At 64.8% G+C, this 24,837-nt stretch carries 20 protein-coding genes, 2 tRNA genes and 1 pseudogene; 17 read left to right on the forward strand and 6 right to left on the reverse strand.

Annotated features, from left to right (window positions below):
- The first annotated feature begins 116 nt into the window (after positions 1-116).
- Positions 117-1,208: a cell division protein ZapE gene (gene zapE, locus ACWPWO_RS05875; protein ID WP_454005156.1), complete on the forward strand. Its 1,092-nt coding sequence runs from the start codon at positions 117-119 to the stop codon at positions 1,206-1,208.
- A 33-nt stretch (positions 1,209-1,241) separates the two neighbouring features.
- A complete protein-coding gene (locus ACWPWO_RS05880) occupies positions 1,242-2,567 on the forward strand; it encodes a tryptophan--tRNA ligase (protein WP_454005158.1) in 1,326 nt (441 codons plus the stop codon).
- Positions 2,568-2,634: 67 nt separating this feature from the next.
- Here ACWPWO_RS05880 and ACWPWO_RS05885 read toward each other — a convergent pair whose 3' ends face one another.
- Together ACWPWO_RS05885 and ACWPWO_RS05890 are read right to left on the reverse strand one after the other, a co-directional pair.
- On the reverse strand, positions 2,635-3,150 hold the full coding sequence (locus tag ACWPWO_RS05885) for a hypothetical protein (RefSeq protein WP_454005160.1): 516 nt from the start codon (positions 3,148-3,150) through the stop codon (positions 2,635-2,637).
- Positions 3,151-3,153: 3 nt separating this feature from the next.
- The gene (locus ACWPWO_RS05890) at positions 3,154-5,511 is read right to left on the reverse strand and encodes a Tex family protein (protein ID WP_454005162.1); all 2,358 of its coding nucleotides are present in this window, start codon (positions 5,509-5,511) and stop codon (positions 3,154-3,156) included.
- A 277-nt stretch (positions 5,512-5,788) separates the two neighbouring features.
- Between ACWPWO_RS05890 and ACWPWO_RS05895 the strand changes: the two genes are divergently transcribed.
- Together ACWPWO_RS05895 and ACWPWO_RS05900 are read left to right on the forward strand one after the other, a co-directional pair.
- Positions 5,789-7,828 (forward strand): ATP-dependent DNA helicase, encoded by a 2,040-nt coding sequence (locus ACWPWO_RS05895; protein ID WP_454005163.1) that lies wholly within the window; start codon positions 5,789-5,791, stop codon positions 7,826-7,828.
- A gap of 115 nt (positions 7,829-7,943) precedes the next feature.
- Positions 7,944-9,313 (forward strand): IS3 family transposase gene (locus ACWPWO_RS05900; RefSeq protein ID WP_454004211.1). Its coding sequence is split into 2 segments (ribosomal slippage): positions 7,944-8,432 and positions 8,435-9,313, totalling 1,368 coding nucleotides; the frame shifts between segments, so codons are not numbered across the junction.
- 73 nt (positions 9,314-9,386) lie between these two features.
- Here the strand turns inward: ACWPWO_RS05900 and ACWPWO_RS05905 are convergent.
- Entirely contained in the window at positions 9,387-10,184 is a 798-nt protein-coding gene (locus ACWPWO_RS05905; RefSeq protein WP_394065784.1) for an outer membrane protein assembly factor BamD, read from the reverse strand.
- A 179-nt stretch (positions 10,185-10,363) separates the two neighbouring features.
- Between ACWPWO_RS05905 and ACWPWO_RS05910 the strand changes: the two genes are divergently transcribed.
- The 5 genes from ACWPWO_RS05910 (at position 10,364) to phaR (ending at position 15,312) form a co-directional block, all read left to right on the forward strand.
- Positions 10,364-11,332 (forward strand): RluA family pseudouridine synthase, encoded by a 969-nt coding sequence (locus ACWPWO_RS05910; RefSeq protein WP_454005165.1) that lies wholly within the window; start codon positions 10,364-10,366, stop codon positions 11,330-11,332.
- Positions 11,314-12,081, forward strand: coding sequence for a peptidoglycan editing factor PgeF (gene pgeF, locus ACWPWO_RS05915; RefSeq protein WP_454005167.1), 768 nt, complete (start codon positions 11,314-11,316; stop codon positions 12,079-12,081). Before ACWPWO_RS05910 ends, pgeF begins: the two co-directional genes overlap by 19 nt.
- A 184-nt stretch (positions 12,082-12,265) precedes the next feature.
- Entirely contained in the window at positions 12,266-13,852 is a 1,587-nt protein-coding gene (locus ACWPWO_RS05920) for a PHA/PHB synthase family protein (protein ID WP_454005169.1), read from the forward strand.
- Positions 13,853-13,978: 126 nt separating this feature from the next.
- A complete protein-coding gene (phbB, locus tag ACWPWO_RS05925; RefSeq protein ID WP_454005171.1) occupies positions 13,979-14,716 on the forward strand; it encodes an acetoacetyl-CoA reductase in 738 nt (245 codons plus the stop codon).
- Between the two features lie 50 nt (positions 14,717-14,766).
- Positions 14,767-15,312, forward strand: coding sequence for a polyhydroxyalkanoate synthesis repressor PhaR (gene phaR, locus ACWPWO_RS05930; protein WP_454005173.1), 546 nt, complete (start codon positions 14,767-14,769; stop codon positions 15,310-15,312).
- 9 nt (positions 15,313-15,321) lie between these two features.
- Here the strand turns inward: phaR and ACWPWO_RS05935 are convergent, their stop codons facing one another.
- Positions 15,322-16,470, reverse strand: a complete 1,149-nt coding sequence (locus ACWPWO_RS05935) for a GNAT family N-acetyltransferase (RefSeq protein WP_454005175.1) — start codon at positions 16,468-16,470, stop codon at positions 15,322-15,324.
- A 138-nt stretch (positions 16,471-16,608) separates the two neighbouring features.
- On the opposite strand from ACWPWO_RS05935, the gene ACWPWO_RS05940 reads away from it, so the two are divergent.
- From ACWPWO_RS05940 to ACWPWO_RS05950, 3 genes are all read left to right on the forward strand, one after another.
- Positions 16,609-17,559 carry a hypothetical protein gene (locus ACWPWO_RS05940; protein ID WP_454005177.1) on the forward strand — a complete coding sequence of 317 codons (951 nt, stop codon included), beginning with the start codon at positions 16,609-16,611 and terminating at the stop codon, positions 17,557-17,559.
- 141 nt (positions 17,560-17,700) lie between these two features.
- Positions 17,701-18,405 carry a cysteine hydrolase family protein gene (locus ACWPWO_RS05945; RefSeq protein WP_454005179.1) on the forward strand — a complete coding sequence of 235 codons (705 nt, stop codon included), beginning with the start codon at positions 17,701-17,703 and terminating at the stop codon, positions 18,403-18,405.
- A 74-nt stretch (positions 18,406-18,479) separates the two neighbouring features.
- Positions 18,480-18,995, forward strand: coding sequence for a peroxiredoxin (locus ACWPWO_RS05950; protein ID WP_454005181.1), 516 nt, complete (start codon positions 18,480-18,482; stop codon positions 18,993-18,995).
- A 162-nt stretch (positions 18,996-19,157) separates the two neighbouring features.
- On the opposite strand, the gene ACWPWO_RS05955 is transcribed toward ACWPWO_RS05950, so the two are convergent.
- Positions 19,158-19,234, reverse strand: a tRNA-Met gene (locus ACWPWO_RS05955).
- Between the two features lie 237 nt (positions 19,235-19,471).
- Between ACWPWO_RS05955 and ACWPWO_RS05960 the strand changes: the two genes are divergently transcribed.
- The gene (locus ACWPWO_RS05960) at positions 19,472-19,837 is read left to right on the forward strand and encodes a hypothetical protein (RefSeq protein ID WP_454005183.1); all 366 of its coding nucleotides are present in this window, start codon (positions 19,472-19,474) and stop codon (positions 19,835-19,837) included.
- A 23-nt stretch (positions 19,838-19,860) separates the two neighbouring features.
- Here ACWPWO_RS05960 and ACWPWO_RS05965 read toward each other — a convergent pair.
- Positions 19,861-19,937: transfer RNA gene (locus ACWPWO_RS05965), tRNA-Met, on the reverse strand.
- 72 nt (positions 19,938-20,009) lie between these two features.
- On the opposite strand from ACWPWO_RS05965, the gene scpB reads away from it, so the two are divergent.
- From scpB to nusA, 4 genes and pseudogenes are all read left to right on the forward strand, one after another.
- Positions 20,010-20,891 (forward strand): SMC-Scp complex subunit ScpB, encoded by an 882-nt coding sequence (scpB, locus tag ACWPWO_RS05970; RefSeq protein ID WP_454005185.1) that lies wholly within the window; start codon positions 20,010-20,012, stop codon positions 20,889-20,891.
- 2 nt (positions 20,892-20,893) lie between these two features.
- Positions 20,894-22,509, forward strand: a pseudogene (gene rluB / locus ACWPWO_RS05975) (23S rRNA pseudouridine(2605) synthase RluB).
- Positions 22,510-22,838: 329 nt separating this feature from the next.
- Entirely contained in the window at positions 22,839-23,330 is a 492-nt protein-coding gene (gene rimP / locus ACWPWO_RS05980) for a ribosome maturation factor RimP (RefSeq protein WP_394064941.1), read from the forward strand.
- The gene (gene nusA, locus ACWPWO_RS05985; protein ID WP_394064943.1) at positions 23,327-24,811 is read left to right on the forward strand and encodes a transcription termination factor NusA; all 1,485 of its coding nucleotides are present in this window, start codon (positions 23,327-23,329) and stop codon (positions 24,809-24,811) included. The genes rimP and nusA overlap by 4 nt, the downstream gene beginning before the upstream one ends.
- The last annotated feature ends 26 nt before the right edge of the window (positions 24,812-24,837 follow it).

A 24,837-nucleotide genomic window follows, 5' to 3' on the forward strand; every position in this document is an offset into this window, starting at 1 on the left:
CTTTCAGTGTGTTTCAGGAAAGGGCGGGCACAGGCTCGCCCTTTTTTGTCTGAGGGCCGTCTTCGGCCTGCCCCCGGGTATCAACCGCAGGCAGGCTTTTTTCAGTTTCCGGTGTCATGAACGTTCGAGAGTATTACCATCAGGCCCTGGCCGAGAAAGGCTACCGCGCCGACAGCGCCCAGCAGGCCGCCATCGAGCGCCTGCAGCGCTTCTATGACGATTGGGTCGCGTATCGCCAGGCCCGTTCGAGCACCTTGCGCCGCCTGCTGTCGCGGCCCGCCGTGCCGCGCGGCGTCTATCTGTGGGGCGGGGTGGGGCGCGGCAAGAGCTTCCTGATGGACGCCTTCTATCTGACCGTGCCGCTCAAGCGCAAGACGCGCATCCACTTCCACGAATTCATGCGCGGCGTCCACAAGGAACTGGACCAGGTCAAGGGCATGAGCGACCCGCTGGACGAAGTCGCCAAGCGCATCGCCAAGCGCTATCGCCTGATCTGCTTCGACGAGTTCCACGTCTCGGACGTGGCCGACGCCATGATTCTGTACAAGCTGCTGCTGGGCCTGTTCGAGCGCGGCACGTCCTTCGTCATGACCTCCAACTACGAGCCCTCCACGCTGTACCCGGACGGCCTGCACCGCGACCGCATCCTGCCGGCCATCGCCCTGCTGCAAAAGAACCTGGACATCATGAACGTGGACACCGGGGTGGACTATCGCCGCCGCGCCCTGGAACAGGTGCATACCTACCTGACTCCGCTGAACGAGGACACGACGGCCCAGTTGAAGGCGATTTTCGCGTCGCTGTCGGACACGGCGCCGCTGGAGCCCGTGCTGACGGTGGAGAACCGCGAGCTGCGCGCCGTGGCCCTGTCCGGTTCCGTGGTCTGGTTCGACTTCTCCACCTTGTGCGAGAGCGCCCGCTCGCAGAACGACTATCTGGAACTGGCCACACGCTTCCAGACCGTCATCCTGTCGGATGTGCCGCGCATGACGGCGCGCGACGCCTCGGCGGCACGACGCTTCACCTGGCTGGTTGACGTTTTTTACGATCACAAGGTCAAATTCATCATGTCCGCCGCGGTTCCCGCCGAGGAGCTGTACGTGGACGGCCCCATGGCCAACGAGTTCCACCGCACGGTCTCGCGCCTGCTGGAGATGCAGTCGCGCGAATACCTGGAGTCCGAACGGCGCCAGGCGGTGACGCTCTGATTCCCACCACGTTGTTTAACGAGTGCAATTCTCATGACGATTCGAGTACTGACCGGCGTGACCACGACCGGTATCCCTCACCTGGGCAATTATGCCGGCGCCATCCGTCCGGCCATCCGGGCCAGCCAGCAGGCCGACGTCGACGCCTTCTTCTTCATGGCGGATTATCACGCGCTGATCAAGTGCGATGATCCCGAACGCGTCGCCGTCTCGCGCCGGGCCATCGCCGCCACCTGGATTGCCTGCGGCCTGGACGTGGAGAAGGTCACCTTTTACCGGCAGTCCGACATCCCTGAGATCCCCGAGCTGACCTGGATGCTCAATTGCGTCACCGGCAAGGGCCTGATGAACCGCGCCCATGCCTACAAGGCTTCCGTGGACAAGAACGAGCTGGCCGGCGCCGAGCCGGACGACGGCGTGACCATGGGCCTGTTCAGCTATCCCGTGCTGATGGCCGCGGACATCCTGATGTTCAACGCCCACAAGGTGCCCGTGGGCCGCGACCAGGTCCAGCACCTGGAGATGGCGCGCGATATCGCCAAGAGCTTCAACCACCTGTACGGGCGCGGCAAGGATTTCTTCGTGCTGCCCGAAGTGCAGGTCGAGGAGGACGTGGCCCTGCTGCCCGGCCTGGACGGGCGCAAGATGTCCAAGAGCTATGACAACACCATTCCCCTGTTCGAAGGCGGCCGGAAAGCCCTGAAGTCGGCCATCGCGCGCATCGTCACCGACTCCAAGGGGCCGGGCGAGGCCAAGAATCCCGACGATTCGCACCTGATGGCCTTGTACCAGGCTTTTTCCACCCGCGAGCAGAGCCAGGCCTTCCGCCAGCAGTTGCTGGACGGGCTGGCCTGGGGCGAGGCCAAGCAGGCCTTGTACGACTTGCTGGAGAACATGATCGCGCCCATGCGCGAGCGCTACGAAGCGTTGATGGCCCGTCCGCAGGACATCGAGGAACTGCTGCAGGTCGGCGCCCGCAAGGCCCGCTCCTACGCCACCCCCTTCATTCACGAACTGAAGGCCGCCGTGGGCCTGCGCGATCCCTTGAGCACGGTCGGCGCCAAGCCCGAGGCCAAGGTCCGCAAGGCCCGCTTCGTCAACTTCCGCGACGAGGACGGCTCTTTCCGCTTCCGCCTGATGGATGCCGATGGGCAGGAGCTGTTCCTGTCGCGCTCCTATGCCGATCCCAAGCAGGCCGGCGCCGTGATCAAGGCCCTGCAGGGCGAGGCGGCGGCGGATTTGCTGCGCGTGCAGGACGGCCGCCTGACGGTGCAATGGCAGGACCAGGTCGTGGCTGAACTGGACGCGGGCGCTCGGGAGGCGATCGAGCAGGCCCTGGCCACGTTCCGCGACGAGTAAGCCCCGGCGCAAGGCCTCAAAGAAAAACGCCTGCATTGCTGCAGGCGTTTTTTCATGGCCGTGCGGCCTACTTCCAGCAGGGCTCCGCGGGGATGCCCAGCTCCTGGCACAGGCGCAGGATTTCGGGCGTGTGTTCGCGCTTGACCAGGATGAGCTGGAATTCCTCGTCGTAGCTTTGCGCGAATTCCAGCAGGCCATAGTCGGGGTGGCAGGCCAGCAATTGCTGGTCGGCCCAGTCGAAGAAGCCCTCCACGTCCTGGAAGGGCATGTCGTCGTAAGGAAAGGGAGGCATGTCGCGCGCCTCGAAGGCGGCCTGGATTTCCTCCCAGAGCTCGTCCACCGTGTCGGCCAGGGCCAGGTAGTCGTCCAGCTCGTAGCTGATGGCCAGCACCAGGGCGCCTTCGGGATCATGCTCCATCAGGGTCCGGGCCTGGCTGCCGTAGGCTTCGCCCATGGCGGCGGGGCTGGAGCAGGCGTTCAGGATGGATTGGCTGATGTCCTGGATGTCCTGTTCGTGCTGTTCGAATCCGGTCAGGAGATTGAGCAGGCGCTGCAGGGAGGAAAGGCGCTCGGTGGTGATCATGGCTTATCTCCGGAGTTTGCTGAAGGCGGCCGCCATGGCGCCCTGGGGAGCGCTGTCGGCCTGGCGGGCGGGGCGCGGCCCGCTGCGGCGCGGTGCGGCGGAGCTGCCGGCCTCGGCGCGGCGCCCGCCCGCGGGGCTGTCGTCGTTCAGGCGCATGGTCAGCGCGATGCGCTTGCGGGCGATGTCCACTTCCTGGACCTTGACCTTGACGGTCTGGCCTACACGTACGACGTCGCGCGGGTCCTTGACGTAGGTGTCGGACAGGGCCGAGATGTGCACCAGGCCGTCCTGATGCACGCCCACGTCTACGAAGGCGCCGAAGTTGGCCACATTGGCGACCACGCCTTCCAGCACCATGCCCGGCGCCAGGTCATTAAGAGAGTTTACGCCTTCCTGGAATTGCGCGGTCTTGAATTCGGGACGGGGATCACGCCCCGGTTTCTCGATTTCATTGAAGATGTCGCGCACCGTGGGCAGGCCGAAACGCTCGTCGGTGAAGTCCGAGGGCGACAGGCCCTTGAGGGCGCCAGCCTTGCCCATGACGCTGGCGGCGTCCGCCTGCAGGCGCTCCAGAATGCGGGCGGCAACGGGGTAGGCTTCCGGGTGCACGGCGGAGGCGTCCAGGGGATTCTTGGCGCCCGGGATGCGCAGGAAGCCCGCCGCCTGCTCGAAGGCCTTCTCGCCGAAGCGGGGCACGTCGCGCAGTTGCTGGCGGCTCTGGAAGGCGCCGTTCTCGTCGCGCCAACTGACGATGTTCTTGGCCAGCGTGCTGTTCAGGCCCGAGACGCGCGCCAGCAGCGCGGAAGAAGCGGTGTTCACGTCCACGCCCACGGCGTTCACGCAGTCCTCCACGACGGCGTCCAGGCTGCGCGCGAGCTCGCGCTGGTTGACATCGTGCTGGTACTGGCCCACGCCGATGGACTTGGGATCGATCTTGACCAGTTCGGCCAGGGGATCCTGCAGGCGACGGGCGATGGAGACGGCGCCGCGCAGGCTCACGTCCATGTCGGGAAATTCCTGGGCGGCCACCTCCGAGGCGGAATACACTGAAGCGCCCGCTTCGGACACCACCACGCGGGTCAGGGGCAGCTGCGGGAAGGCCTGCTGCAGGTCGGCGACCAGCTTTTCGGTCTCGCGCGAGGCCGTGCCGTTGCCGATGGCCACCAGTTCGACCTTGTGGCGGGTGGCCAGCGCGGCCAGGGTGCGCAGGGCGCCTTCGCGGTCGCGGCGCGGCTCGAAGGGGTAGACGGTGGCGGTGTCCAGCACCTTGCCGGTGGAATCGATCACGGCCACCTTGACGCCGGTGCGAATGCCGGGATCCAGGCCCAGTACGGCCTTGTGGCCGGCGGGCGCGGCCAGCAGCAGGTCGCGCAGGTTGGCGGCGAAGACGCGGGTGGCCTCCTGCTCGGCCTGCTCGCGCAGGCGGCCGATGAGTTCGGTCTCGAAGGCGGTCAGCAGCTTGACGCGCCAGGTCCAGCGGCAGACCTCCGCCAGCCAATGGTCGCGGGGGCTGGCATCGGCGGCGAAGCTGGCGCCGATGGCGGTCAGTTCGGCCACTTTCAGCACGCAAGGGTGGGGCAGCAGCTGGTCCGTCTCGGGGTCCAGCCCCAGACGCAGCTCCAGCGCGCCTTGCTGGCGGCCGCGCAGCAGCGCCAGCACGCGGTGCGACGGCAATTGGCGCAGGGGTTCGTTGAAGTCGAACCAGTCGCGGAACTTGTCGCCTTCCTGCTCTTTGCCTTCGGCGACCTTGGAGTAGAGATGGCCCGACTTCCAGAGGTAGTCGCGCATGGCCTCGAGCAGGTCGGCCTGCTCGGCGAAGCGCTCGGCCAGGATATCGCGCGCGCCGTCCAGCGCGGCCTTGGCCGTGTCCACCTTGGCTTCCGGATTCAGGTAGCCTTCGGCCAGGGCCAGCGGATCGGCGTTGCGATCGGCCAGAATGGCGTCGGCCAGCGGCTCCAGGCCGGCCTCGCGGGCAATCTGGGCGCGTGTGCGGCGCTTGGGCTTGTAGGGCGCGTACAGGTCTTCCAGGCGCTGCTTGGTGTCCGCGGCCAGGATGGCCTGCTCCAGTTCGGCCGTGAGCTTGCCCTGCTGGCGGATGGAGTCCAGGATGGCGTGACGGCGGGATTGCATGTCGCGCAGGTAGATCAGGCGCACTTCCAGTTCGCGCAGCACATTGTCGTCCAGCCCGCCCGTGGCTTCCTTGCGGTAGCGGGCGATGAAGGGGACGGTGGCCCCGTTGTCCAGCAGCTCCACGGCGGCGGCCGCCTGGTTGGCGCGGATGTTCAGTTCGGTGGCCAGCAGTGCCAGAATCTGCTGTTGATCCTGTTCCTGGGCGAGGGTTTCCACAGTCGTTTCAGTCATGGGTCCATCGTTGTAAAAGGGTCTTCAAGCGCCGCATTTTGCCATAAAGCTCAGCGGCGAAGCAGGAATGACGAGTATCATCTTGTATGTATCCACTGTGATTGTAGACAGTTCTTGCTGCCGTGAAGAACTCCGGCCTTCAGGCCGGAGCTTCTCCGACACTGGTTAGGAGCGCCTTTGGCGCCAGTTAAAAGATAATGCCCCGCTTGATCCCGGCCTGAAGGCCGGGGTATATGCTTTGGCGCGTGGTCACCTTTCACTTCCGGTCGTTTGCCCCATGCTGTTGCAGGATTATTCCGATATTTTTTCTCCCCAGGGACCCCTGGCGGAAGCCGGCGCCCACTACCGTCCCCGGCAGGCCCAGCTGGAGCTGGCCCAGGCCATCAGCCAGACGGTGTCGGAGGCGGGCGTGCTGATTGCCGAGGCCGGCACGGGCACGGGCAAGACCTGGGCGTACCTGGTGCCGGTCTTCATGGGCGGGGGCAAGGCGCTCGTGTCCACCGGAACCCGCACGCTGCAGGACCAGCTCTATCGGCGCGACATCCCGCACCTGCGCAAGGCCCTGGCCCTGCCGGTGGACGTGGCCCTGCTCAAGGGACGCGGCAACTATGTCTGCCACTACCATCTGGAGCGGCTGGGCCAGGACGACCGCGCCCTGAAGTCGCGCGCCGAGATCGGCTACCTGCGCGCCATCCAGCTGTTCGCCGAGCGCAGCCGCTCCGGCGACAAGGGCGAGCTGGCCGAAGTTCCCGAGGATGCCGACATCTGGCACCGCGTCACCTCCACGCGCGAGAATTGCCTTGGGCAGGATTGTCCCTTCGTGCGCGACTGTTTCGTCATGAAGGCGCGCCGCCATGCGCAGGAGGCGGATGTGGTGGTGGTCAACCATGCCTTGTTCATGGCGGACCTGGCGCTGCGCGAGGAAGGCGTCACGGACCTGCTGCCCAGCGTGGACCTGGTGGTGTTCGACGAGGCCCACCAGTTGCCGGATGTGGCCACCCGTTTCCTGGGCAGCAGCGTCTCGCTCTACCAGATCGTGGACCTGTGCCGCCAGATCGAGGCGGCGGGCCTGGCCCAGGCGCGCGAGACCGTGGACTGGAGCGCCGTGTCCCGCAAGCTGGAACAGGCCGCGCGCGACCTGCATCTGCGCACGGCGTCGCTGGCCGCGCAGGGCGGACGCGCCACGTTCCAGGCGCTGCCCGAGCCCGAGGCGTTCGACGAGGCGCTGGAGCAACTGCTGGAGACTTTCGACAAAGTCATCAAGATGCTGGCCATGGTGGCCGAGCGCCACCCGGACCTGGCCGCCGCCCACAAGGGGGCGCTGGACCTGCGCGCCCGCCTGTTCCAGTGGAGCCAGCCGGACCGCCAGGGCCGCCATGCCTACCTGCCCGACGACTCCCAGGAGCGCGAGCAGGCCGACCAGGCCGTGCGCTGGGTGGAAAGCGGCCAGCACTACCTGCGCCTGCACAGCGCGCCGCTGTCGGTGGCCAATATCTTTTCGCGCTACCGCGGCAAGGAGCAATCCTGGGTGCTGACCTCCGCCACCTTGTCCGTGCACGGAGACTTCAATCATTTCAAGCGCCAGTTGGGCTTGTTCGACGCGCGCACCGAGGCCTGGTCCTCGCCCTTCGACTATGCCAGCCAGGCCCTGTTCTATGTGCCCAGCACCTTGCCGCTGCCCAGCCACCCGCGTTTCAACGAGGCGTTCGTGGAAGCCTTGCTGCCCCTGATCGAAGCCGGGCAGGGCGGCGTGCTGGTGCTGTGCACCACCTTGCGCTCGGTCGAGCGCATCGCCGACATGCTCAGGGACAAGTTCGACCAGCGCGACATCGAACGCAGCGTGCTGCGCCAGGGCGAGCGCTCCCGACAGGTGCTGCTGGACGAGTTCCGTGCCCGCGGCAATGCCGTGCTGGTGGGCAGCGCCAGCTTCTGGGAAGGCATAGACCTGCCGGGCGATGCCCTGACCCTGGTGGCCATCGACAAGCTGCCTTTCGCGCCGCCCGACGATCCGGCGCTGGAGGCCCGCATCAACGATTGCCGGGAGCGCGGCGGCAACCCGTTCATGGAGTACCAGTTGCCCGAGGCAGCCATCGCCCTCAAGCAGGGCGCCGGCCGCCTGATCCGCACCGAACGCGACTGGGGCGTGCTGATGGTGGGCGACACGCGCATCGTGGACAAGCCCTATGGCAAGCTGCTCTGGCGCGGCCTGCCGCCTTTCGCCCGCACCCGCGACCCGGCCCGTGCACTGGCCTTTCTGCGCGAACAGAAGCAGAAGCGCCGAACGGCGCAGGCGCAGCAAGAGGAAGCGCCCGAGTAAGCCGCCGAGCATCGGCGCCCGACGCCCCCGAGCTGGCCGACATTGCAAAGAAAAAACCCGCCTGATGAACTGACCCCCGAAAGTTGGACATTGATCCAACCTTCGGGGGTTTTACATGGCGAAATATGATGTGGACTTCAAGCTGGAAGTGGCACGGGACTATTGGTCCGGGTCGCTAGGGGCCCGGGCATTGGCCGGGCGATATGGGCTCGATCATGGGACGGTGCGCCGCTGGGCCGCGCAGTACCGAGAGCATGGCGAGGCGGGATTGCACAAGAAGCACAGCGGTCACTACGGCGCCGAGTTCAAGCTGTCCGTGTTGAGTCGGATGTGGCAAGAGGGCTTGTCTTGCCGCCAAGCCGCGGCGCGGTTCGACGTGCGCGGCGGCCATGGCGTCGTGAGGCGGTGGGAACGCGAGTATCATGAAGGGGGCCTTCGCGCCCTGACCCCCAACCCTCGCCCAGGCCGCTCCCCGACGATGAAATCCCCCAAACCCCCAACCCTTACGCCTTCGCCCTGCGAGGACACGCGCACGCTGGAGCAGTTGCGCCAAGAGAACGAATATCTGCGCGCGGAGAATGCGTACTTAAAAAAATTGAGGGCCTTGCGTCAGGAAAAAGCGCTGGCCGCGCAGAAAAAGCGCGGGTCGTGCTCGAATTGAGGCAAGGCCACACCTTGGCCGTGCTGCTGAAGGTGGCCGGGCTGTCGCGCAGCACGTTCTACTACCAGGCCAAGGCACTGGGCGCGGCCGATCCCTGCGCCGGGCTGAAGGCGCGCATCCGCGCGCTGTACGACCAGCACCAGGGCCGCTATGGCTACCGGCGCATCACGGCGGCGCTGCGCCGGGCCGGTGAGCTCATCAACCACAAGGCCGTCCAGCGCGTGATGCAGACGCTGGGACTGAAGTCCTTGGTGCGCCCGAAGAAATACCGTTCGTACCGAGGCGAGCAGGGCCGTGTGGCGCCGAACCTGCTGACGCGCCAGTTCCAGGCCGACAGGCCCAACCAGAAGTGGGTGACGGATGTGACCGAGTTCAAGGTCGGCGCCGACAAGCTGTACCTCTCGCCGGTGATGGACCTGTACAACGGCGAGATCGTGGCCTACGAGACCAGCCTGCGCCCCGTGTTCCAGCTCGTGGGCAGCATGCTCCAGAAAGCGCTGGCCCGGCTCGCACCCACGGATCGCCCGCTGCTGCACTCCGATCAGGGCTGGCAGTACCAGCAGCCCCAGTACCGGCGTCTGCTCGCTGAGCAAGGCGTGATTCAGAGCATGTCGCGCAAGGGAAACTGCCTGGACAATGCCGCCATGGAAAGCTTCTTCGGTACGCTCAAGGCCGAGTTCTTCCACCTGAACCGCTTCGAGAGCATCGAGCAGCTCCAGGCCGGCATCGGCCAGTACATCCACTACTACAATCACGAACGCATCAAGCTCAAGCTAAAAGGCCTGAGCCCGGTGCAGTACCGAGCTCAGGCCTTCGGGCTTTAGGCTCTGACCGTCCAACTTTTGGGGGTCAGTTCATTGCTTGCGGGTTTTTTCTTTGCCGGATGCCTGGGAACGATCAGAACCAGTTGATCGGGTTCCAGTAGTTGACCTTGGCGTCCAGGCCGTCCTTGAAGTAGCGCGAGTCCGGGTAGTTGGCGTCCAGCACGCGCTTGGTGTCGTCGCGCAGGTCCGTCTGGCCCAGCTTGTCGTAGGACAGGTACATCAGGTACAGGGCTTTTTCCGCGATGGGCACGCCCTTGAAGTCGGTGATGACGGTCTGGGCCCGGTTGATGGCGGCCACGTAGGCGCCGCGCTTGTAGTAGTACTCGGCCACGTGCACTTCGTTCTGGGCGATGGTGCTGACCAGCCAGGTCTGGCGCTTGGCCGCGTCGGGGGCGTAGCGACTGTTGGGGTAGCGCTGCAGCAGCTCGTGGAAGGCTTCGTAGGATTCGCGCAGGCCCTTGGGGTCGCGCTCGCTGGGATCCTGCTGCGTGATGTTGGACAGGGCTGCGCTGGGCGGCGTGAAGGAGATCAGGCCTTTCAGGTAGAGCATGTAGTCCGTGCCGGGGTGGCTGGGGTATTGCTTCTGGAAACGATCGATGGCGGCCAGGGCCTTGGCGGGCTCTTCGTCCTTCCAGTTGATGTAGGCCTGGTCGATCAGGGCCTGCTGGGCGTAGGTGCCGAAGGGGTAGCGGGACTCGACCGCCTCGAGGCGGGTGCGGGCGTCTTTCCAGTTGCCGGCGGACATTTCCTGGCGGGCGTCCTGGTACAGGCGTTCGGCCGTCCAGCCTGCCGTGGGATCAACGTCCTTCTTGGTGGCGCCGCAGCCTGCCAGCACGGCGGCTGCAGCCATCATTGCGGCCAGACGGGCCAGTTTTGCCGCCGGACCGCTCCAAGGTGAAACGCTCCCCTTCGGGGGGCAGCAAGCAGGCGAAAGCCTGCGCGGCGTGGGGGCCTGTTTGGTGCCACGAGCGCGAGGCAAGTCGAGGTTCAGACGAGTCACAAAAGCATCCTTGGTGTTAGCATTGCTGGTCAATTATATGATTTGTCGCCATGCCTGACACAGATACCGAAAAAGATAGTATTTTTTCCGCGGAACCGCTGCGTTTCATCCTTCCCGTCAATGCTGCGCCGGACCGTCTGGACAAGACGCTGGCGCGCCTGATCCCCCAGCATTCGCGCAGTCGCCTGCAATCGTGGGTGGAGGACGGACATGTCCTGGTCAATGGCGAAACCGTCAAGGTCAAGCATACCGTCTACCCCGGCGATACGGTATTGGTATGGGAGCAGCAGGCGCCCGAGGACATGGCGTTCGAGCCGGATGACGTGCCGTTCGAGGTGCTGGCCCAGAGCGATTCCTGGCTGGTGGTGAACAAGCCCGTGGGCCTGGTCACGCATCCGGGCGCGGGCAACTGGCGCGGCACCTTGCTCAATGGCCTGCTGTTCCGTTACCCGGCCCTGCGCCAGGTGCCGCGCGCCGGCATCGTGCACCGACTGGACAAGGACACCTCGGGCCTGCTGGTGGTGGCCCGCACGGAAGTGGCGCAGACGCATTTCGTGCGCCAGTTGCAGGAACGCAGCATGGGCCGGCAGTACCTGGCTCTGGTGCACGGCGTGCTGCCGGGCCAGGGCACGGTGGACGCGCCCATCGGACGCGATGCGCGCGTGCCGGTGCGCATGAGCGCCGGCGCTTCCATCGCGCCCAAGCCCGCGGTCACCCATTACCAGACGCTGCGCCAGGGCTACGCGCCCGGCGACGAAGCCGTGACCGAGGTGGCCTGCCGGCTGGAGACGGGCCGCACCCACCAGATCCGCGTGCACCTGAGCTCCATATGCCACCCCCTGCTGGCCGATACCTTGTATGGAGGGCGCATGATCGCGGGCGCACAGCGCCAGATGCTGCACGCCCATGTCCTGCAGTTCGATGATCCCGACACGGGCGAGCGCCAGTCCTTCACGGCGCCTCCGCCTTCTGATTTCCAGTCCGTTCAGGAGACTGTCGAATGGAATTCCCGCCCTTGATTCCCACTGTCAGCGGCCCGGCTCAGTCCGGGCTGCTTTATTTCTGCACCACGCGAGCCGGCGGCGTCAGCCGGGACGAGCGGGCCAGCCTTAATCTGGGCTTGAACACGGGCGATGATCCGCAGCTCGTGCAGGAGAACCGGCAGAGGCTGAACGCTTTTCTGGGCATCGAGCCGGTGTGGCTGCAGCAGGTGCACGGCACCGACGTGCTCGACGCCGACCAGGATGTCCTGCCCGAGGCGCCGCGCACGTTCGATGCCGCCGTCACCACCCGCGCGGATCGCGCGCTGGCCATCCTGACCGCCGACTGCCTGCCGGTCGTCATCTGGGATGAGCAGGCGCGTGTGGCGGGCGCCGCGCACGCGGGCTGGCGGGGCCTGCAGGCCGGCGTGCTGGCGCGCACGCTGGACATGATGCGCCGGCGCTGTCCCCAGGTCCGGTCCTGGCGCGCCTGGATAGGACCGGCCATCAGCCAGCCCTGCTTCGAAGTGGGGCAGGAGGTGTTCGATGCCTTCGTCCAGGATAATGAGGCAAACCGGCCCTTTTTCATTCAGGGCCGCGTACCGGGCAAATGGCAGGCGGATTTGCCGGGAATCGCCCGCCGGCAATTGGAGTTTCTCTGCAAGGGCGATATCCAGGTGCACCTCAGCGGCCTGTGCACTTTTCAGGAGCACGACCGTTTCTATTCATATCGCCGTTCTCCCCGCACCGGGCGGCAGGCCACCATCGTGCGCTTAACCGGCGCGTAACATGGCGTCGGTAGGATCCGGACATTATGGGATTAGCGAATAATTAATATTGGCTGAATAACCTAATTAATTACCCCAATTGACGATTATTGTTACCAACTCCATCATCAAAGCGTGAGTTCGAACCGTGTACAGGTGGCCGATGTTGAATAATGAAAATGTTTTTCAAGGTTTTGCAGGCTTGATGGATCCAGCACGGTTCGCCGAATTACAGACGAGCTATACACGGCAGTGGCAGAAGCTCTGGGAACAGGCTCAATGCGGAAAACTGCCCGCCCCCCGGGACCGGCGCTTCGCCGATGCGGCCTGGCAGCAGAATCCCGTGGCCCTGTTCAACGCGCATGTCTGGGAACTGGGCGTCAAGGCCATGCGCGACATGCTGGAGCTGACCGAGCTGGAGCCGGCGCAGCGCGAGCGGCTGGATTTTTCGCTGATGCAGTGGGCCGAAGCCATGTCTCCCACCAATTATCTGATGCTCAATCCTCAAGCCCTGCAGGCCATGGTGGACAGCGGCGGACAGTCCCTGCTGCAGGGCATGTTCAATTTCATGGCGGACCTGCAGAAGGGGCGCCTGACCCAGACGGACGAAAGCCAGTTCGAGCTGGGCCGCAATGTCGCCGCCACGGCCGGCGCCGTGGTCTACCAGAACGACATATTCCAGCTGATCCAGTATGCGCCGACCACCACCATGGTGCATGCCGTTCCGCTGCTGATCGTGCCGCCCTGCATCAACAAGTACTACATCCTGGACCTGCAGGAAGGCAATTCCTTCGTGCGTCACGCCGTGGATCAGGGCATTACCGTGTACCTGATGTCCTGGCGCAATCCCCAGCCCGACGATCCGCCCGGCGTGCAGGCGCTGGATTGGCAGGACTACCTGGAGCAGGGCGTGCTGGAGGCGATCCGCGTCACCCGGGAGCTGTTCGGCCAGGGCAAGATCAACACCCTGGGTTTCTGCATAGGCGGGACCCTGCTGGCCAGCGCCATGACCCTGGCCCGCGACAAGGGCGAGGATCCGGCCGCCTCCATGACGCTGCTGACCACCATGCTGGATTTCTCCGACGTGGGCGTGCTCAATGTCTTCATCGACGAGGCCCATGTCGCATTTCGCGAATGGCAACTGGGCAATGGCGGGCTGCTTGATGCGCGCGAGCTGGCCAGCACCTTTTCCTTCCTGCGGCCGGCCGAACTGGTCTGGAACTACGTCAGCAGCAATTATCTGCAGGGCAAGACGCCGCCGGCCTTCGATCTGCTGTACTGGAACTCGGACGGCACGCATCTGCCCGGCCCCTTCTTTGCCTGGTACCTGCGCAACACCTATCTGGAGAACCGCCTGGTGCAGCCGGGCGGCATGGCCTTCGGCGGCCATCGGGCCGACCTGGCCCGCCTGGAGCTGCCCGTCTATGTCTATGGCTCGCGCGACGACCATATCGTGCCCTGGCAGTCGGCCTATGCCTCGCTGCGGGCCTTGCCGGCCGCGCGCCATCGGTTCGTGCTGGGCGCCTCGGGCCACATCGCCGGCGTCATCAACCCGCCTGCCAGGCAGAGGCGCAATTACTGGGTGGCGGCCGATGCCGCGGCCGAGGCGGCCTCGGCCGAACAGTGGCTGGCCCAGGCGCAGTCGGTGCCGGGCAGTTGGTGGCCGGACTGGATGGACTGGCTCAAGCCCTTGTCCGGTCCCAGAAAGCGCGCCAAGCGTAGCCTGGGCCATGCGCGCTACCCGGTGCTGGAGGCCGCGCCCGGCAGCTACGTCAAGGTGCGCGCCGGGTAGTGAGGTCCATCCGTTCTTTTTTCCGGAACAGGGCCGCGGTCCTGTTCCTTCTGCCTGGAACCGGTACGGGCCAGCCTGCGGCGCCGGATGTGGATTCCAGCTTTGTCACCCCCTCAGGAGAAGTATATGAGCAGCAAAGTAGCCTATGTAACTGGTGGTATGGGAGGGATAGGCACGGCAATTTGTCAGCGTCTCGCAAAAGATGGGTTCGTGGTCATCGCCGGCTGCGGCCCCAGCCGCGACTACCAGAAGTGGCTGAATGAGCAGGCTGAACAGGGCTTCACCTTCCACGCTTCGGTCGGCAACGTCGCGTGCTGGGATTCGACGGTCGACACCTTCAAGAAGGTGTTCGCCGAGTTCGGCCAGGTGGACGTGCTGGTCAACAACGCCGGCATCACCCGCGACGGCACCTTTCGCAAGATGAGCCAGGAAGACTGGCGCGCCGTGATCGACACCAACCTGAACAGCCTGTTCAACGTCACCAAGCAGGTCATCGACGGCATGGTCGAGCGCAAGTGGGGGCGCATCATCAACATCAGTTCGGTCAACGGCCAGAAGGTGCAGTTCGGCCAGACCAACTACTCCACCGCCAAGGCCGGCATCCACGGTTTCACCATGGCCCTGGCCCAGGAGGTTGCCAACAAGGGCGTGACGGTCAATACTATTTCTCCAGGTTATATTGGCACGGACATGGTCCGCGCCATCCGGCCCGATGTCCTGGAGAAGATCGTCGCCACCATTCCGGTGGGACGGCTGGGCACGCCGGAAGAGATCGGATCCATGGTGGCCTGGCTGGCATCGGGGGATTCGGGTTTCGCCACGGGAGCGGATTTCTCCCTGAACGGCGGACTGCACATGAGCTGACGCTCGCAGGCGCGTTCCACGTATTCACTGATTAGGAAGCAAGCACTAGCATGGGATCTCCTCGACTCATCAAGAAATACCCCAACCGGCGTCTGTACGACACGCAGGCAAGCGCCTACATCACGTTGGCCGACGTCAAGCAACTCGTGCTGTCGGGCGAGGAGTTCGCGGTCGTCGATGCCAAAAGCAACGAAGATCTGACACGCAGCATCCTGCTGCAGATCATCCTCGAAGAAGAAAGCGGCGGGATCCCCATGTTCTCCACGCCGGTGCTGATGCAGATCATCCGCTTCTACGGCAACGCCATGCAGGGCGTCATGGGCTCCTATCTGGAAAAGAACATCCAGGCCTTCATGGATATCCAGGAGCGCATGACCGAGCAGTCCAAGGGCATGTACGGGGCGCAGTTCGGCCCCGAGGCCTGGGCCCAGTTCATGAATGTGCAGGCGCCCATCATGCAGTCCGTCATGAACAACTACATCGACCAGAGCAAGAATCTGTTCGTGCAGATGCAGGACCAGATGCAGGACCAGACGCGCCAGATGTTCTCCGTCTTCCCCTTCGTCAATCCAGGCGGCAAGGACAAGAAGGGCTGACGCCCGGGTTCAGGCTGGCGGTTCACCGGACTTGAACGGGGCGTGGGCCGCCAGCGCATCGCGGTAGCGGGCCACATGGCCCGCTTCTTCATTCAAGAAGTCCTGCACGGCCTGCGCAAAGCGCGGGTCGGCAATCCAGTGAGCCGAGCAGGTGGGCGTCGGCAGCAGGCCGCGCGACAGCTTGTGCTCTCCCTGTGCGCCGCCTTCGAAGCCCTGCAGATGCTGCGCGATGCAGTGCTTGATGGCCTGCGTGTAGCAGGTTTCGAAATGCAGGCCCGGCACGTACTGCGTGCATCCCCAATAGCGTCCGTACAGCGATTGCCCGTCGCGCAGCGACAGGGCGCTGGCCACGTTCCGTCCCTGCCTGTGGGCCAGGATCAGTACCAGGCTGTCGGGCATCTGTGCGTGCAGGCGATCGAAGAATTCCCGCGTCAGGTAGGGCGCCTGGCCCCGTTCCAGGTAGGTGTTGGCATAGCACTGGTAGAAGTAATCCAGGTCCCGGGCGCGCAACTGTTCGCCGTGGCGGTGCTCGAATTCGATGCCCTGTTCCGCGATCTTGCGGCTGTCCTGACGCAGTTTCTTGCGCTTTTGCTGGGTGAGCGCAGCCAGGAAATCCTCGTAGTCCTCATAGCCTTCGTTGCGCCAGTGGAACTGCACGTCGTGCCGGATCATGAAGCCCGCCTGCTCCAGGGCCTGCCTGTCTTCGGGAGTCGGAAACAGCACATGTACGGAGGACAACTGATTGTCCCGCGCCAGTTGCTGCAACTGGCGCGCCAGCAGCAGCTTGTCCAGGGGCGTGCGGGCGAGCAGGCGCGGGCCGCCGACCGGCGTGAAGGGGACCGCGCTCAGCAGCTTGGGGTAATAGGCCAGCCCGTGCCGGTGGTAGGCCTGGGCCCAGCCCTGGTCGAAGACATACTCGCCGCGTGAATGGTGCTTCAGGTACAAAGGCACGGCGCCGCACAGCTGCGCGTCCCGATGCATGAGCAGGAAGTTCGCTTCCCAGCCGCTGCGCGCACTGGCGCATTCGCTGTGCTGCAGGGCCAGCAGAAACGCATGGCGCACAAAGACGTGTCCGCCGGCCAGCTCGTCCCAGTCGCGGGCAGACAGGTCGTCCAGTCGGGTCAGGAGCGAGAAGCGGACAGATTCGGAAAGCGACATGTAAGCATTGGTAAAGGTGGCGGTGTCGGGGTCGCCGCGGACGAACCCGGCGGGAGTGGGTTTGTATACTAGCCAGCGTTGCGGTCAATGTGAAGGATAAACCCTTGAGACGGCTTGGTTCGTCCGGGATGCGGAACAATGAAGAAAACGGTGATGAGCGGCCTGCTGGCCGCCTTGGTGGCAGGAGCGGTCCAGGCAGGGACGAGCTGCGATTTCCTGCTCGAGCGTATAAGCCTGCAGGGCCAGGACGGGGCGCAGTTGCAGGTTCAGGACAGGGATGGCGTATGCGTCATGCGGCGCGGGCAATGGAACGTCGAGCACGCATCCGTGGTGCTGGCTTTTGATGAGCTGAGTTTCAGCGGCGCGGGATTGGATCAGGATGCGGAGGAGGGGGCCTTGCCCCGGTCCCTGAAGCTGGATGTTTCGGGGATCTACACGTTGACCGGACGTCTGCCGGGCCAGGATTATCTGATGCGCCTGCAGGCCTCCCCCATGCGTTTCGGCTTGGACTACGAGTGGGACGAGCAGGCCGGGCGACTGCATCTGAAACGCGCCGTGCTGAGCGGCGAGAGCCTGCGCGAGATCAGTCTGCAGGCGGCGGCCCATGCCCCCGAACTGGCGGGGCGCGCCCTGCATGGCGATGATCTGCAGGCCCTGAAATTGCAAAGTCTGGCCTTGCGGCTGGACAACGTGAGGCTGGTCCAGAACATGATCATGCCGGCCGTGGTGGGCTTCGTGGGCATGTATGAAGACCCCAGGCCAGCCATCCAGGCGGCGCTGCTGGGGGCGCGCACGGCCGTCATGGTCATGCCGCCGGCCACGGCCCCGGCCGCCAGCCGCAAGGCTCTGCAGGAGTTCATTGGCGAACTGCCTGCGCCCACGGGCCGGTTGGACCTGAACCTGTCTTTCGACCCGCCGCTGGACAGCGCGGCCCTGGCCGGCGCCCAATCCATGGACGAGGCGCGCAAGGCCTTGTCCAGCATGAAAGTCCAGGCGCGTTACGATCGCGGCGAGCTGCCTGCGGCCTATGTGCGCGTGCGTGACTGGATACGGCGAGTGCTGGCTGTGTCCGAGCGCCCGGGGGAATAGGGAAGAGCCCGCTAGTTGAAGCGTATGCGCTTCTGGTTAATACCAATTAAACTGGATTTATCAAAATAATAAAGTGTAGACGCTAAATATAAGCACATGCCGAGGCGGTTTTAGCCTGGCATGATCCACCAAGGAGACACTGTGCATCAGATACGCATATCGCCCGCCATTCTGGAGCGGGTGAGGCAGTTGCGCGGGCCGCGCGCGGCAGAACCGATGGATTGGCGCAGGACGGCCCACCTCGTCATCGATATGCAGAACGGTTTTCTGGAGCCGGGGGCGGCCGTGGAGGTGCCTCCGGCGCGTGACATCGTGGCCAATATCAACCGGGTCAGCGCTGCCGTGCGCGCTGCGGGCGGGCTGAATATCTTTCTGCGCTATACCTATGATCCTGATGAGACCACGCCCTGGACGCGCTGGTACGACGGTTTCTGCGCGCCCGAGGCGGCAGAGCGGTCGCGGCGGGCGTTCCTGCGCGGCGCGCACGGACATCGGCTCTGGCCCGGGCTTGCGGTGCATGACGAAAACCTCATCGTGGACAAGACGCGCTTCAGCGCCTTCACGCCCGGCACCTGCGATCTGCACGAGCGCCTGCAGGAGTCGGGGGTAGGTACCGTGATCATCTCGGGCACCTTGACCAATTGCTGTTCGGAAAGCACGGCCCGCGACGCGCATCAGCTCAATTACCGAGCGATCTTCCTGGCCGATGCGAACGCCACCCTGACGGACGAGGAGCACAATGCATCCTTGAATAATTTGTGCGCCTATTTCATCGATGTGATGCGGGTGGACGAGCTGCTGGCCCTGGCGGCCAGTCAGGAAGGCAGCGCGCAACCGCTGGTATGATGGATGCGGTCGGGGATCGCAGCCGTTCGGCATGAGCCGCGAGACCCCGTGCGTATCGACAGGAGGATCGCAAGTTGATAGCCAAGGGCATGAGGCTGCCGTCCATTCCGCTCGCCGCAAGCAGCGGAGGACACGTCGATCTCTCCAGTCTCCAGGGGATCGGGGTCGTCTATGCCTACCCTCGGACCAGTCCGCCGGATTCTCCGCCACTCGAGGGATGGGATCGGATTCCCGGCGCGCGAGGCTGCACGCAGCAGTCCTGCGCTTTCAGGGATCATCATGCCGAGCTTGCGGGCGCCGGGGCGCGGTTCGTTTTCGGACTGTCCACTCAAACGACCGCCTATCAGTCGGAGGCGGCCGAACGTCTTCACTTGCCGTTCGCCCTTCTGTCGGACGCCGAGCTCAGGCTGGCCCGCGCGCTGGGGCTGCCTACCTTTTCGGCTGGCGGAATGACGCTGCTGAAGAGGCTGACTTTCATTTTCTGCCATGGATATGTCGAGCAGGTGATGTTTCCGGTCGACGATCCGGGTCGGAATGCGCAGGAGGTCCTGGTCCGGCTTGGCCGGCTGAAGGGGCAGGCGTATTCCTGATTCCGGGCAGCGCGCAACTGCGGGGGGCGAAGGGGGCGCCGGGGCTCCAAGGCACGGCCTTGGCGTGCGGATTCCGGCGTGAGGAGGGAAGCGGGCAAGAAAAAACCGGGCAAGGCCCGGTTTTTTTGGCGAAGCTGCCTGAAAAGGCAGGCTTGCTATGTTTGGTTGCGGGGGCAGGATTTGAACCTACGACCTTCGGGTTATGAGCCCGACGAGCTACCAAGCTGCTCCACCCCGCGTCAGAAAGTTAACTATAACACATTTTTTGAATGTGTACATAGTATGACTGTTTTCTTTCAATTCGATCGGGATCGGCGCGCGGCGCCGGCGAGACGGCTTGACGTTTCTTTCAGGCAATTTTCTTGCGTCGAGCCGGTCGTGATGGTGTAATAGCACTGTGAGTACCGGCTTGGCCTGACTGGCATTTCAAAAAGCTCAAACGCGCAAGCAGCCAACCGTACCCCGCCTGTACCTTTATGGTCAACACGGCGCTGTATTGGCAGCCGGCCCCCGATATGCAGGGCGCCCCGGCGACGAATTTCTCTGTTTCAGGTTTTGGCAGTCGATGGTCTGTGCTTCAGCCGCGCTGCGCGCCGGGTCCCGGCGTCTTGTCAGACCGCCAGCAGTCGCTTCGATTGTTCCTTGTGCTGTTTTTGCGCCGGCCCGGCCGGCGTGGATTCATCCTGGTATTGTTCCTGGACTTATCCAAGCATGTATCGTTCCGCGAGCCTTTTTCTATCCGCCTTTGCTGTACGGCCTGTTCCGGGCGCAGCGCCTGCGCGCGGCGCGTGCGCGATCAGCGGGCAACAAAAAAGCCAGCACGTGATGGCTGGCTGCTTTGATGTCCCAGAAGGGTTCCGGAAAATGGTTGCGGGGGCAGGATTTGAACCTACGACCTTCGGGTTATGAGCCCGACGAGCTACCAAGCTGCTCCACCCCGCGCCGGAAAAAAAGAATATTAACATTGAATTTTTACCTTATGCAAGTATTGTCTTACAGTGAGGCTTCCCAGCAGTGACCGAAAGTGAAATAATTCGCGTCCTGGAGACGGCCCTGCTGTGTGCGCAGCAGCCCATGAACAGCGCCGAGCTGCGCAAGATGTTCGTATCGCCGGAAGTGTCGGCTGATGACCTGCGCCGTTATCTGGCCCTGCTGCAGCTGGACTGGAAGGAGCGCGGCCTGGAGCTGGTGCAGGTGGCCGGCGGCTGGCGCTTTCAGAGCCGGCCCGCCATGCAGGTGTTCCTGTCGCGGCTGAGCCTGGAGCGTCCTCCCAAGTATTCCCGCGCGGTGCTTGAGACCCTGGCCATCATCGCCTGGCGTCAGCCCGTGACGCGGGGTGATATCGAAGATATACGCGGCGTCAGCGTATCCACCCAGATCGTCCGCACCCTGGAGGACCGGGGCTGGATCGAGGTGCTGGGTTACCGTGATGCGCCGGGCCGGCCCGCCTTGCTGGGGACGACCCGCCAGTTTCTCAATGATCTTGGATTGCGTTCGCTGGACGAATTGCCGGCCGTGGAGTCATTGGACTCGCTGGACGTGCTGGCGCAGTTGCCCGACGGCGGCGCGACGTCCGACGAAGGGTCGTCCGAGCGAACGCCGCCCGACGGAACGCCGTCCGACGGAACGCCGTCCGGCGAACCGACGCCGGGCGATGAGCAGGAATCCGTGAGCGTTGCCGCGGAGCAGGAGTCGGCGCCGGGCGCCGAGATGGAATTTGAACCGGCCGTGCAGCAAGAGGCTGTCGCCGGCCGGGCGTCCGAAGAGGCCCTGCCGCAGGCCGCCCTGGCCGATGTGGAATTTGACCCGGATTCGTTGGAGCCGGCCCAGGCGGATGCCGGGCGGCAGGATGCGGAGCCGTCGGAAGAAATAAGAAACTCTGGAGTAAAAGATTAAAAATGACTGATTCGCACGAGACGATGACAGCCCCCGCGCCGGAAGCCCAGGATGGCGCCGGCGGCAAGAATGCCCGCGCCAAGGGTCAGGGCCGCAAGCTGCGGACGCCGTTCCGGCGCCGGCGCGGCGATGCCGCGCAGGAATCGGCGCCCCGCCAGCGCGAGTCCGCCGAGGCGGCGGCGCCGGCCGAGCCCAAGGTCAAGCCGGCCCGCGCCCAGAATCGGCGCAAGCCCGCGGCGAATCCGCGCCGTCCGGCCGGCCAGTCCGCCCGCGGCGGGCGGGGCGGCGCGCGGCATGCGGCGGACGAGGCTCCCGTGGTCATTCTGGAAGGGGATGACGACATCGCCTTCGGCCACCTGGACAAGCAGGGCCGCCTGTCGCAGAAGCTGGGCAAGTACATGGGCAGCGATCTCGTGCAGCCCAAGCTGCACAAGGTGCTGGCCGAGGCCGGCATCGGTTCGCGCCGCGACATGGAGGAGCTGATCATCGCCGGACGGGTGTCCGTGAACGGCGAACCCGCCCACATCGGCCAGCGCGTCGGCGCAGACGACAAGGTGCGCGTCAATGGCCAATTGATCAACCGCGCCAGCGGCAAGCGTCCGCCCCGCGTGATCCTGTACCACAAGCCGGCCGGCGAGATCGTCACGCACGATGATCCCGAAGGCCGCGCCACCGTGTTCGGCCGCCTGCCGTCCCTGAAAGTGGGCAAGTGGCTGTCGGTCGGCCGCCTGGACTTGAACACGGAAGGCCTGCTGATCTTCACGACTTCCGGCGACATCGCCAACCGTTTGATGCATCCGCGCTACGGCGCGGAGCGCGAGTACGCGGTGCGCGTGCTGGGCGAACTGGGCGAAGAGCAGATGCAGTCCCTGCGCGAGGGCGTGCAACTGGAGGACGGCCTGGCCAAGTTCGGCGTTCTGGAGTATCTGGGCGGGGAGGGCAGCAACCGCTGGTATCGCGTCACCATCCATGAAGGCCGCAACCGCGAAGTGCGCCGCATGTTCGAGGCGGTGGGCGTCACGGTCAGCCGCCTGATCCGCACCCGCTTCGGGGAAGTCGGCCTGCCCAAGAACCTGCGCCGCGGCCGCTGGGAGGAGCTGGACGCCGATCTGGTGCTGGCTTTCATGCTGCGCCTGGGCCTGGTCAAGGACGGCGACGAGGACGGCCATCAGCGCCGCGAACGCCAGCCTCTGTCGCATGACAGCGCCTTGCCGCCCGGTTTCGGCACGCTCGAGCACAATCGCCTGAGCGGAGCGCGCCCGGGACAGACGGCGGACGCCTGGCCGCCGCCCGCCCCCGCGCGTCGCGCGTCGCGCAGGTCAACGAGTCGGCCAATGGCGCGCTGTTCATCAGCGGCGGCCTGGCCAACGGCCATCCGGATGCGGGCCGCCGCGAGCAGGGCGGCCGGCGTCAGCGCAACGAACAGCCGCGCGGGCCCCAGGACGGGCGTCCCGCCGCCCGCCGCAAGTCGGGTGCGGATCGCGCCTCCGCGGGCCAGGCCGGCAAGTCCGGCGCCAAGAAACCCACGGTGGTGCGCCGCCGCAGCCGCCGCGACGACGACTGGCAGCCGGCCGGCGCCGCCGCCCATGAGTCCCAGCTCGGGCGCGGACGCCGTTGAGCGCCGGGCGCCGGGCTTGCCGCCCGGCGCAGCCTGTGGCGTGCGGGCGTGTAAAGCCGCGTGAATGCACGTATTTTCCGGATTTCTGGTAGAATAATGAACTTGGCTCAGTGGCATTTGTGCCGCTTGAGTCTTTTTTGATGCTGCATGCCAGCGATCGGCCTTGTCTTCGCGGATATGCGGGGCGGGGCGCATCATCCAGTCTCGTTGCGCTTGCGGCAAGACGGATATTGCGTTGGCAGTGCGCGAGGCCAGCGCCGTTTGCAAGGCAGGCGGCGGACTGGCATGGTGACCATGGGCTGGCGTACAGCCCATTTTTTTTGGATTTTATGGCAGACATTCTAGCTTTGGCACAAGAGACCCTGGCGGGCACGGAGTTCGAACTGGTGGACGTGGAACGTGCGCCGCTGGGCCTGTTGCGAGTGGTCATCGATCATCCGGAAGGGGTGCGTATCGAGCACTGTGAATGGGTGTCCAAACAATTGTCTCGCGTTTTCGAGGTCGAGAACGTCGACTACAAGCGCCTGGAAGTGGCCTCGCCGGGGGTGGACCGCCCCCTGCTGCGCGTGGGCGACTTCGTGCGTTTCGCCGGTCAGCGCGTGCAGGTCCGCCTGCACGAGGCGATCGACAATCGGAAAGTATTCGTGGGTACGCTCCACGCCCCAGAGGGCGCCTCGCCTGCCGATGTGCCCCTGGATACCGTTTTTAGGCTCGAACTGGACGAAGCATCGGGCAAGCTGACGCAGGTCGACTTCACCTATGACCAGGTGGATCGTGCCAAATTGGATCCCGTTCTTGATTTCAAGGGTAAGAAGCGATGAGTCGCGAAATTCTATTGCTGGTCGATGCGCTGGCGCGTGAAAAATCCGTAGCACGTGAAGTTGTTTTCAGCGCGCTTGAGAGCGCCCTGGCCTCGGCCATGAAGAAACGCTTCAAGGAAGACGTCGATATCCGTGTGGACATCGACCGGGAAACCGGCGCCCACGAAGGCTACCGGCGCTGGCTGGTCGTGCCCGACGAGGCCGGCCTGCAGGAGCCGGACAAGCAGGAGCTGTATTCCGACGCCCTGGAGATCGATCCCGACCTGCAGGTGGGCGACTACATCGAGGAAGCGCTCGAACCCATCGAGTTCGGCCGCATCGGCGCGCAGGCGGCCAAGCAGGCCATCCTGCAGAAGATCCGCGACGCCGAGCGCGAACAGGTCCTGAACGACTTCCTGGAGCGCGGCGAGACCATCGTCTCGGGCACGGTCAAGCGCATGGACAAGGGTGACGCCATCATCGAGATGGGCAAGATCGAAGCCCGCCTGCCCCGTTCCGAGATGATCCCCAAGGAAAACATCCGCGTGGGCGACCGCGTCCGCGCCTGGGTGCAGAAGGTGGACTACGCCGCCCGCGGCCAGCAGGTCATCCTGTCGCGCACCGCTCCTGAATTCATCAAGGAGCTGTTCGAGAACGAAGTGCCCGAGATCGAGCAGGGCCTGCTGGAGATCAAGGCGGCCGCCCGCGACGCCGGCGTGCGCGCCAAGATCGCCGTCATCGCCTATGACAAGCGCATCGATCCCATCGGCACCTGCGTGGGCATGCGCGGTTCGCGCGTCACCGCGGTGCGCAACGAGTTGGGCGGCGAACAGGTCGACATTGTGCTGTGGGCCGACGACCCAGCCGAATTCGTGATCGGCGCGCTGGCGCCCGCGCATGTCGAATCCATTCTGGTGGACGAGGACAAGCACGCCATGGACGTCGTGGTGGACGAGGAAAACCTGCCCAAGGCCATTGGCGCCCGCGGCCAGAACGTGCGTCTGGCTTCGGAGCTCACCGGCTGGCAGATCAACATCATGACGCCCGAGGAAAGCCGCAACCGCCAGGACGAAGAGCGCGAGGAACTGCGCGCCACCTTCATGTCCCGCCTGGATGTGGACGAGGACGTGGCCGACATCCTGATCGACGAAGGCTTTACCGGCCTGGAGGAAATCGCCTACGTGCCCTTGCAGGAGCTGCAGGAGATCGAAGCCTTTGACGAGGACATGGTCAATGAGCTGCGCGCCCGCGCCCGCAATGCGCTGCTGAGCGAGGCCATCGCCAAGGAAGAGCTGGTGCAGACCGCCGCCAAGGAGCTGGCCGGAATCGAGGGCATCACGCCGGAGGTCATCGCCAAGCTGGCCGAAAACGAGGTTACAACGCTGGACGATCTGGCCGAGCTGGCCACCGATGAGCTGTCCGACATGACCGGACTGGGCCAGGACGAGGCCAGCCAGCTCATCATGCGCGCTCGCGCCCACTGGTTTGACGACGAGGCCTGATCATGACCAGCTAGGTCCCGCGCGTT

Source organism: Alcaligenes sp. Marseille-Q7550, assembly GCF_965112015.1.

Excerpts from the sequence above, each read along its gene's own strand:
- zapE (WP_454005156.1), top strand. The coding sequence starts at position 117 with ATGAACGTTCGAGAGTATTACCATCAGGCCCTGGCCGAGAAAGGCTAC.
- ACWPWO_RS05880 (WP_454005158.1), top strand. The coding sequence starts at position 1,242 with ATGACGATTCGAGTACTGACCGGCGTGACCACGACCGGTATCCCTCAC.
- ACWPWO_RS05885 (WP_454005160.1), bottom strand. The coding sequence starts at position 3,150 with ATGATCACCACCGAGCGCCTTTCCTCCCTGCAGCGCCTGCTCAATCTC.
- ACWPWO_RS05890 (WP_454005162.1), bottom strand. The coding sequence starts at position 5,511 with ATGACTGAAACGACTGTGGAAACCCTCGCCCAGGAACAGGATCAACAG.
- ACWPWO_RS05895 (WP_454005163.1), top strand. The coding sequence starts at position 5,789 with ATGCTGTTGCAGGATTATTCCGATATTTTTTCTCCCCAGGGACCCCTG.
- ACWPWO_RS05910 (WP_454005165.1), top strand. The coding sequence starts at position 10,364 with ATGCCTGACACAGATACCGAAAAAGATAGTATTTTTTCCGCGGAACCG.
- pgeF (WP_454005167.1), top strand. The coding sequence starts at position 11,314 with ATGGAATTCCCGCCCTTGATTCCCACTGTCAGCGGCCCGGCTCAGTCC.
- ACWPWO_RS05920 (WP_454005169.1), top strand. The coding sequence starts at position 12,266 with ATGGATCCAGCACGGTTCGCCGAATTACAGACGAGCTATACACGGCAG.
- phbB (WP_454005171.1), top strand. The coding sequence starts at position 13,979 with ATGAGCAGCAAAGTAGCCTATGTAACTGGTGGTATGGGAGGGATAGGC.
- phaR (WP_454005173.1), top strand. The coding sequence starts at position 14,767 with ATGGGATCTCCTCGACTCATCAAGAAATACCCCAACCGGCGTCTGTAC.
- ACWPWO_RS05935 (WP_454005175.1), bottom strand. The coding sequence starts at position 16,470 with ATGTCGCTTTCCGAATCTGTCCGCTTCTCGCTCCTGACCCGACTGGAC.
- ACWPWO_RS05940 (WP_454005177.1), top strand. The coding sequence starts at position 16,609 with ATGAAGAAAACGGTGATGAGCGGCCTGCTGGCCGCCTTGGTGGCAGGA.
- ACWPWO_RS05960 (WP_454005183.1), top strand. The coding sequence starts at position 19,472 with ATGGTCAACACGGCGCTGTATTGGCAGCCGGCCCCCGATATGCAGGGC.
- rimP (WP_394064941.1), top strand. The coding sequence starts at position 22,839 with ATGGCAGACATTCTAGCTTTGGCACAAGAGACCCTGGCGGGCACGGAG.
- nusA (WP_394064943.1), top strand. The coding sequence starts at position 23,327 with ATGAGTCGCGAAATTCTATTGCTGGTCGATGCGCTGGCGCGTGAAAAA.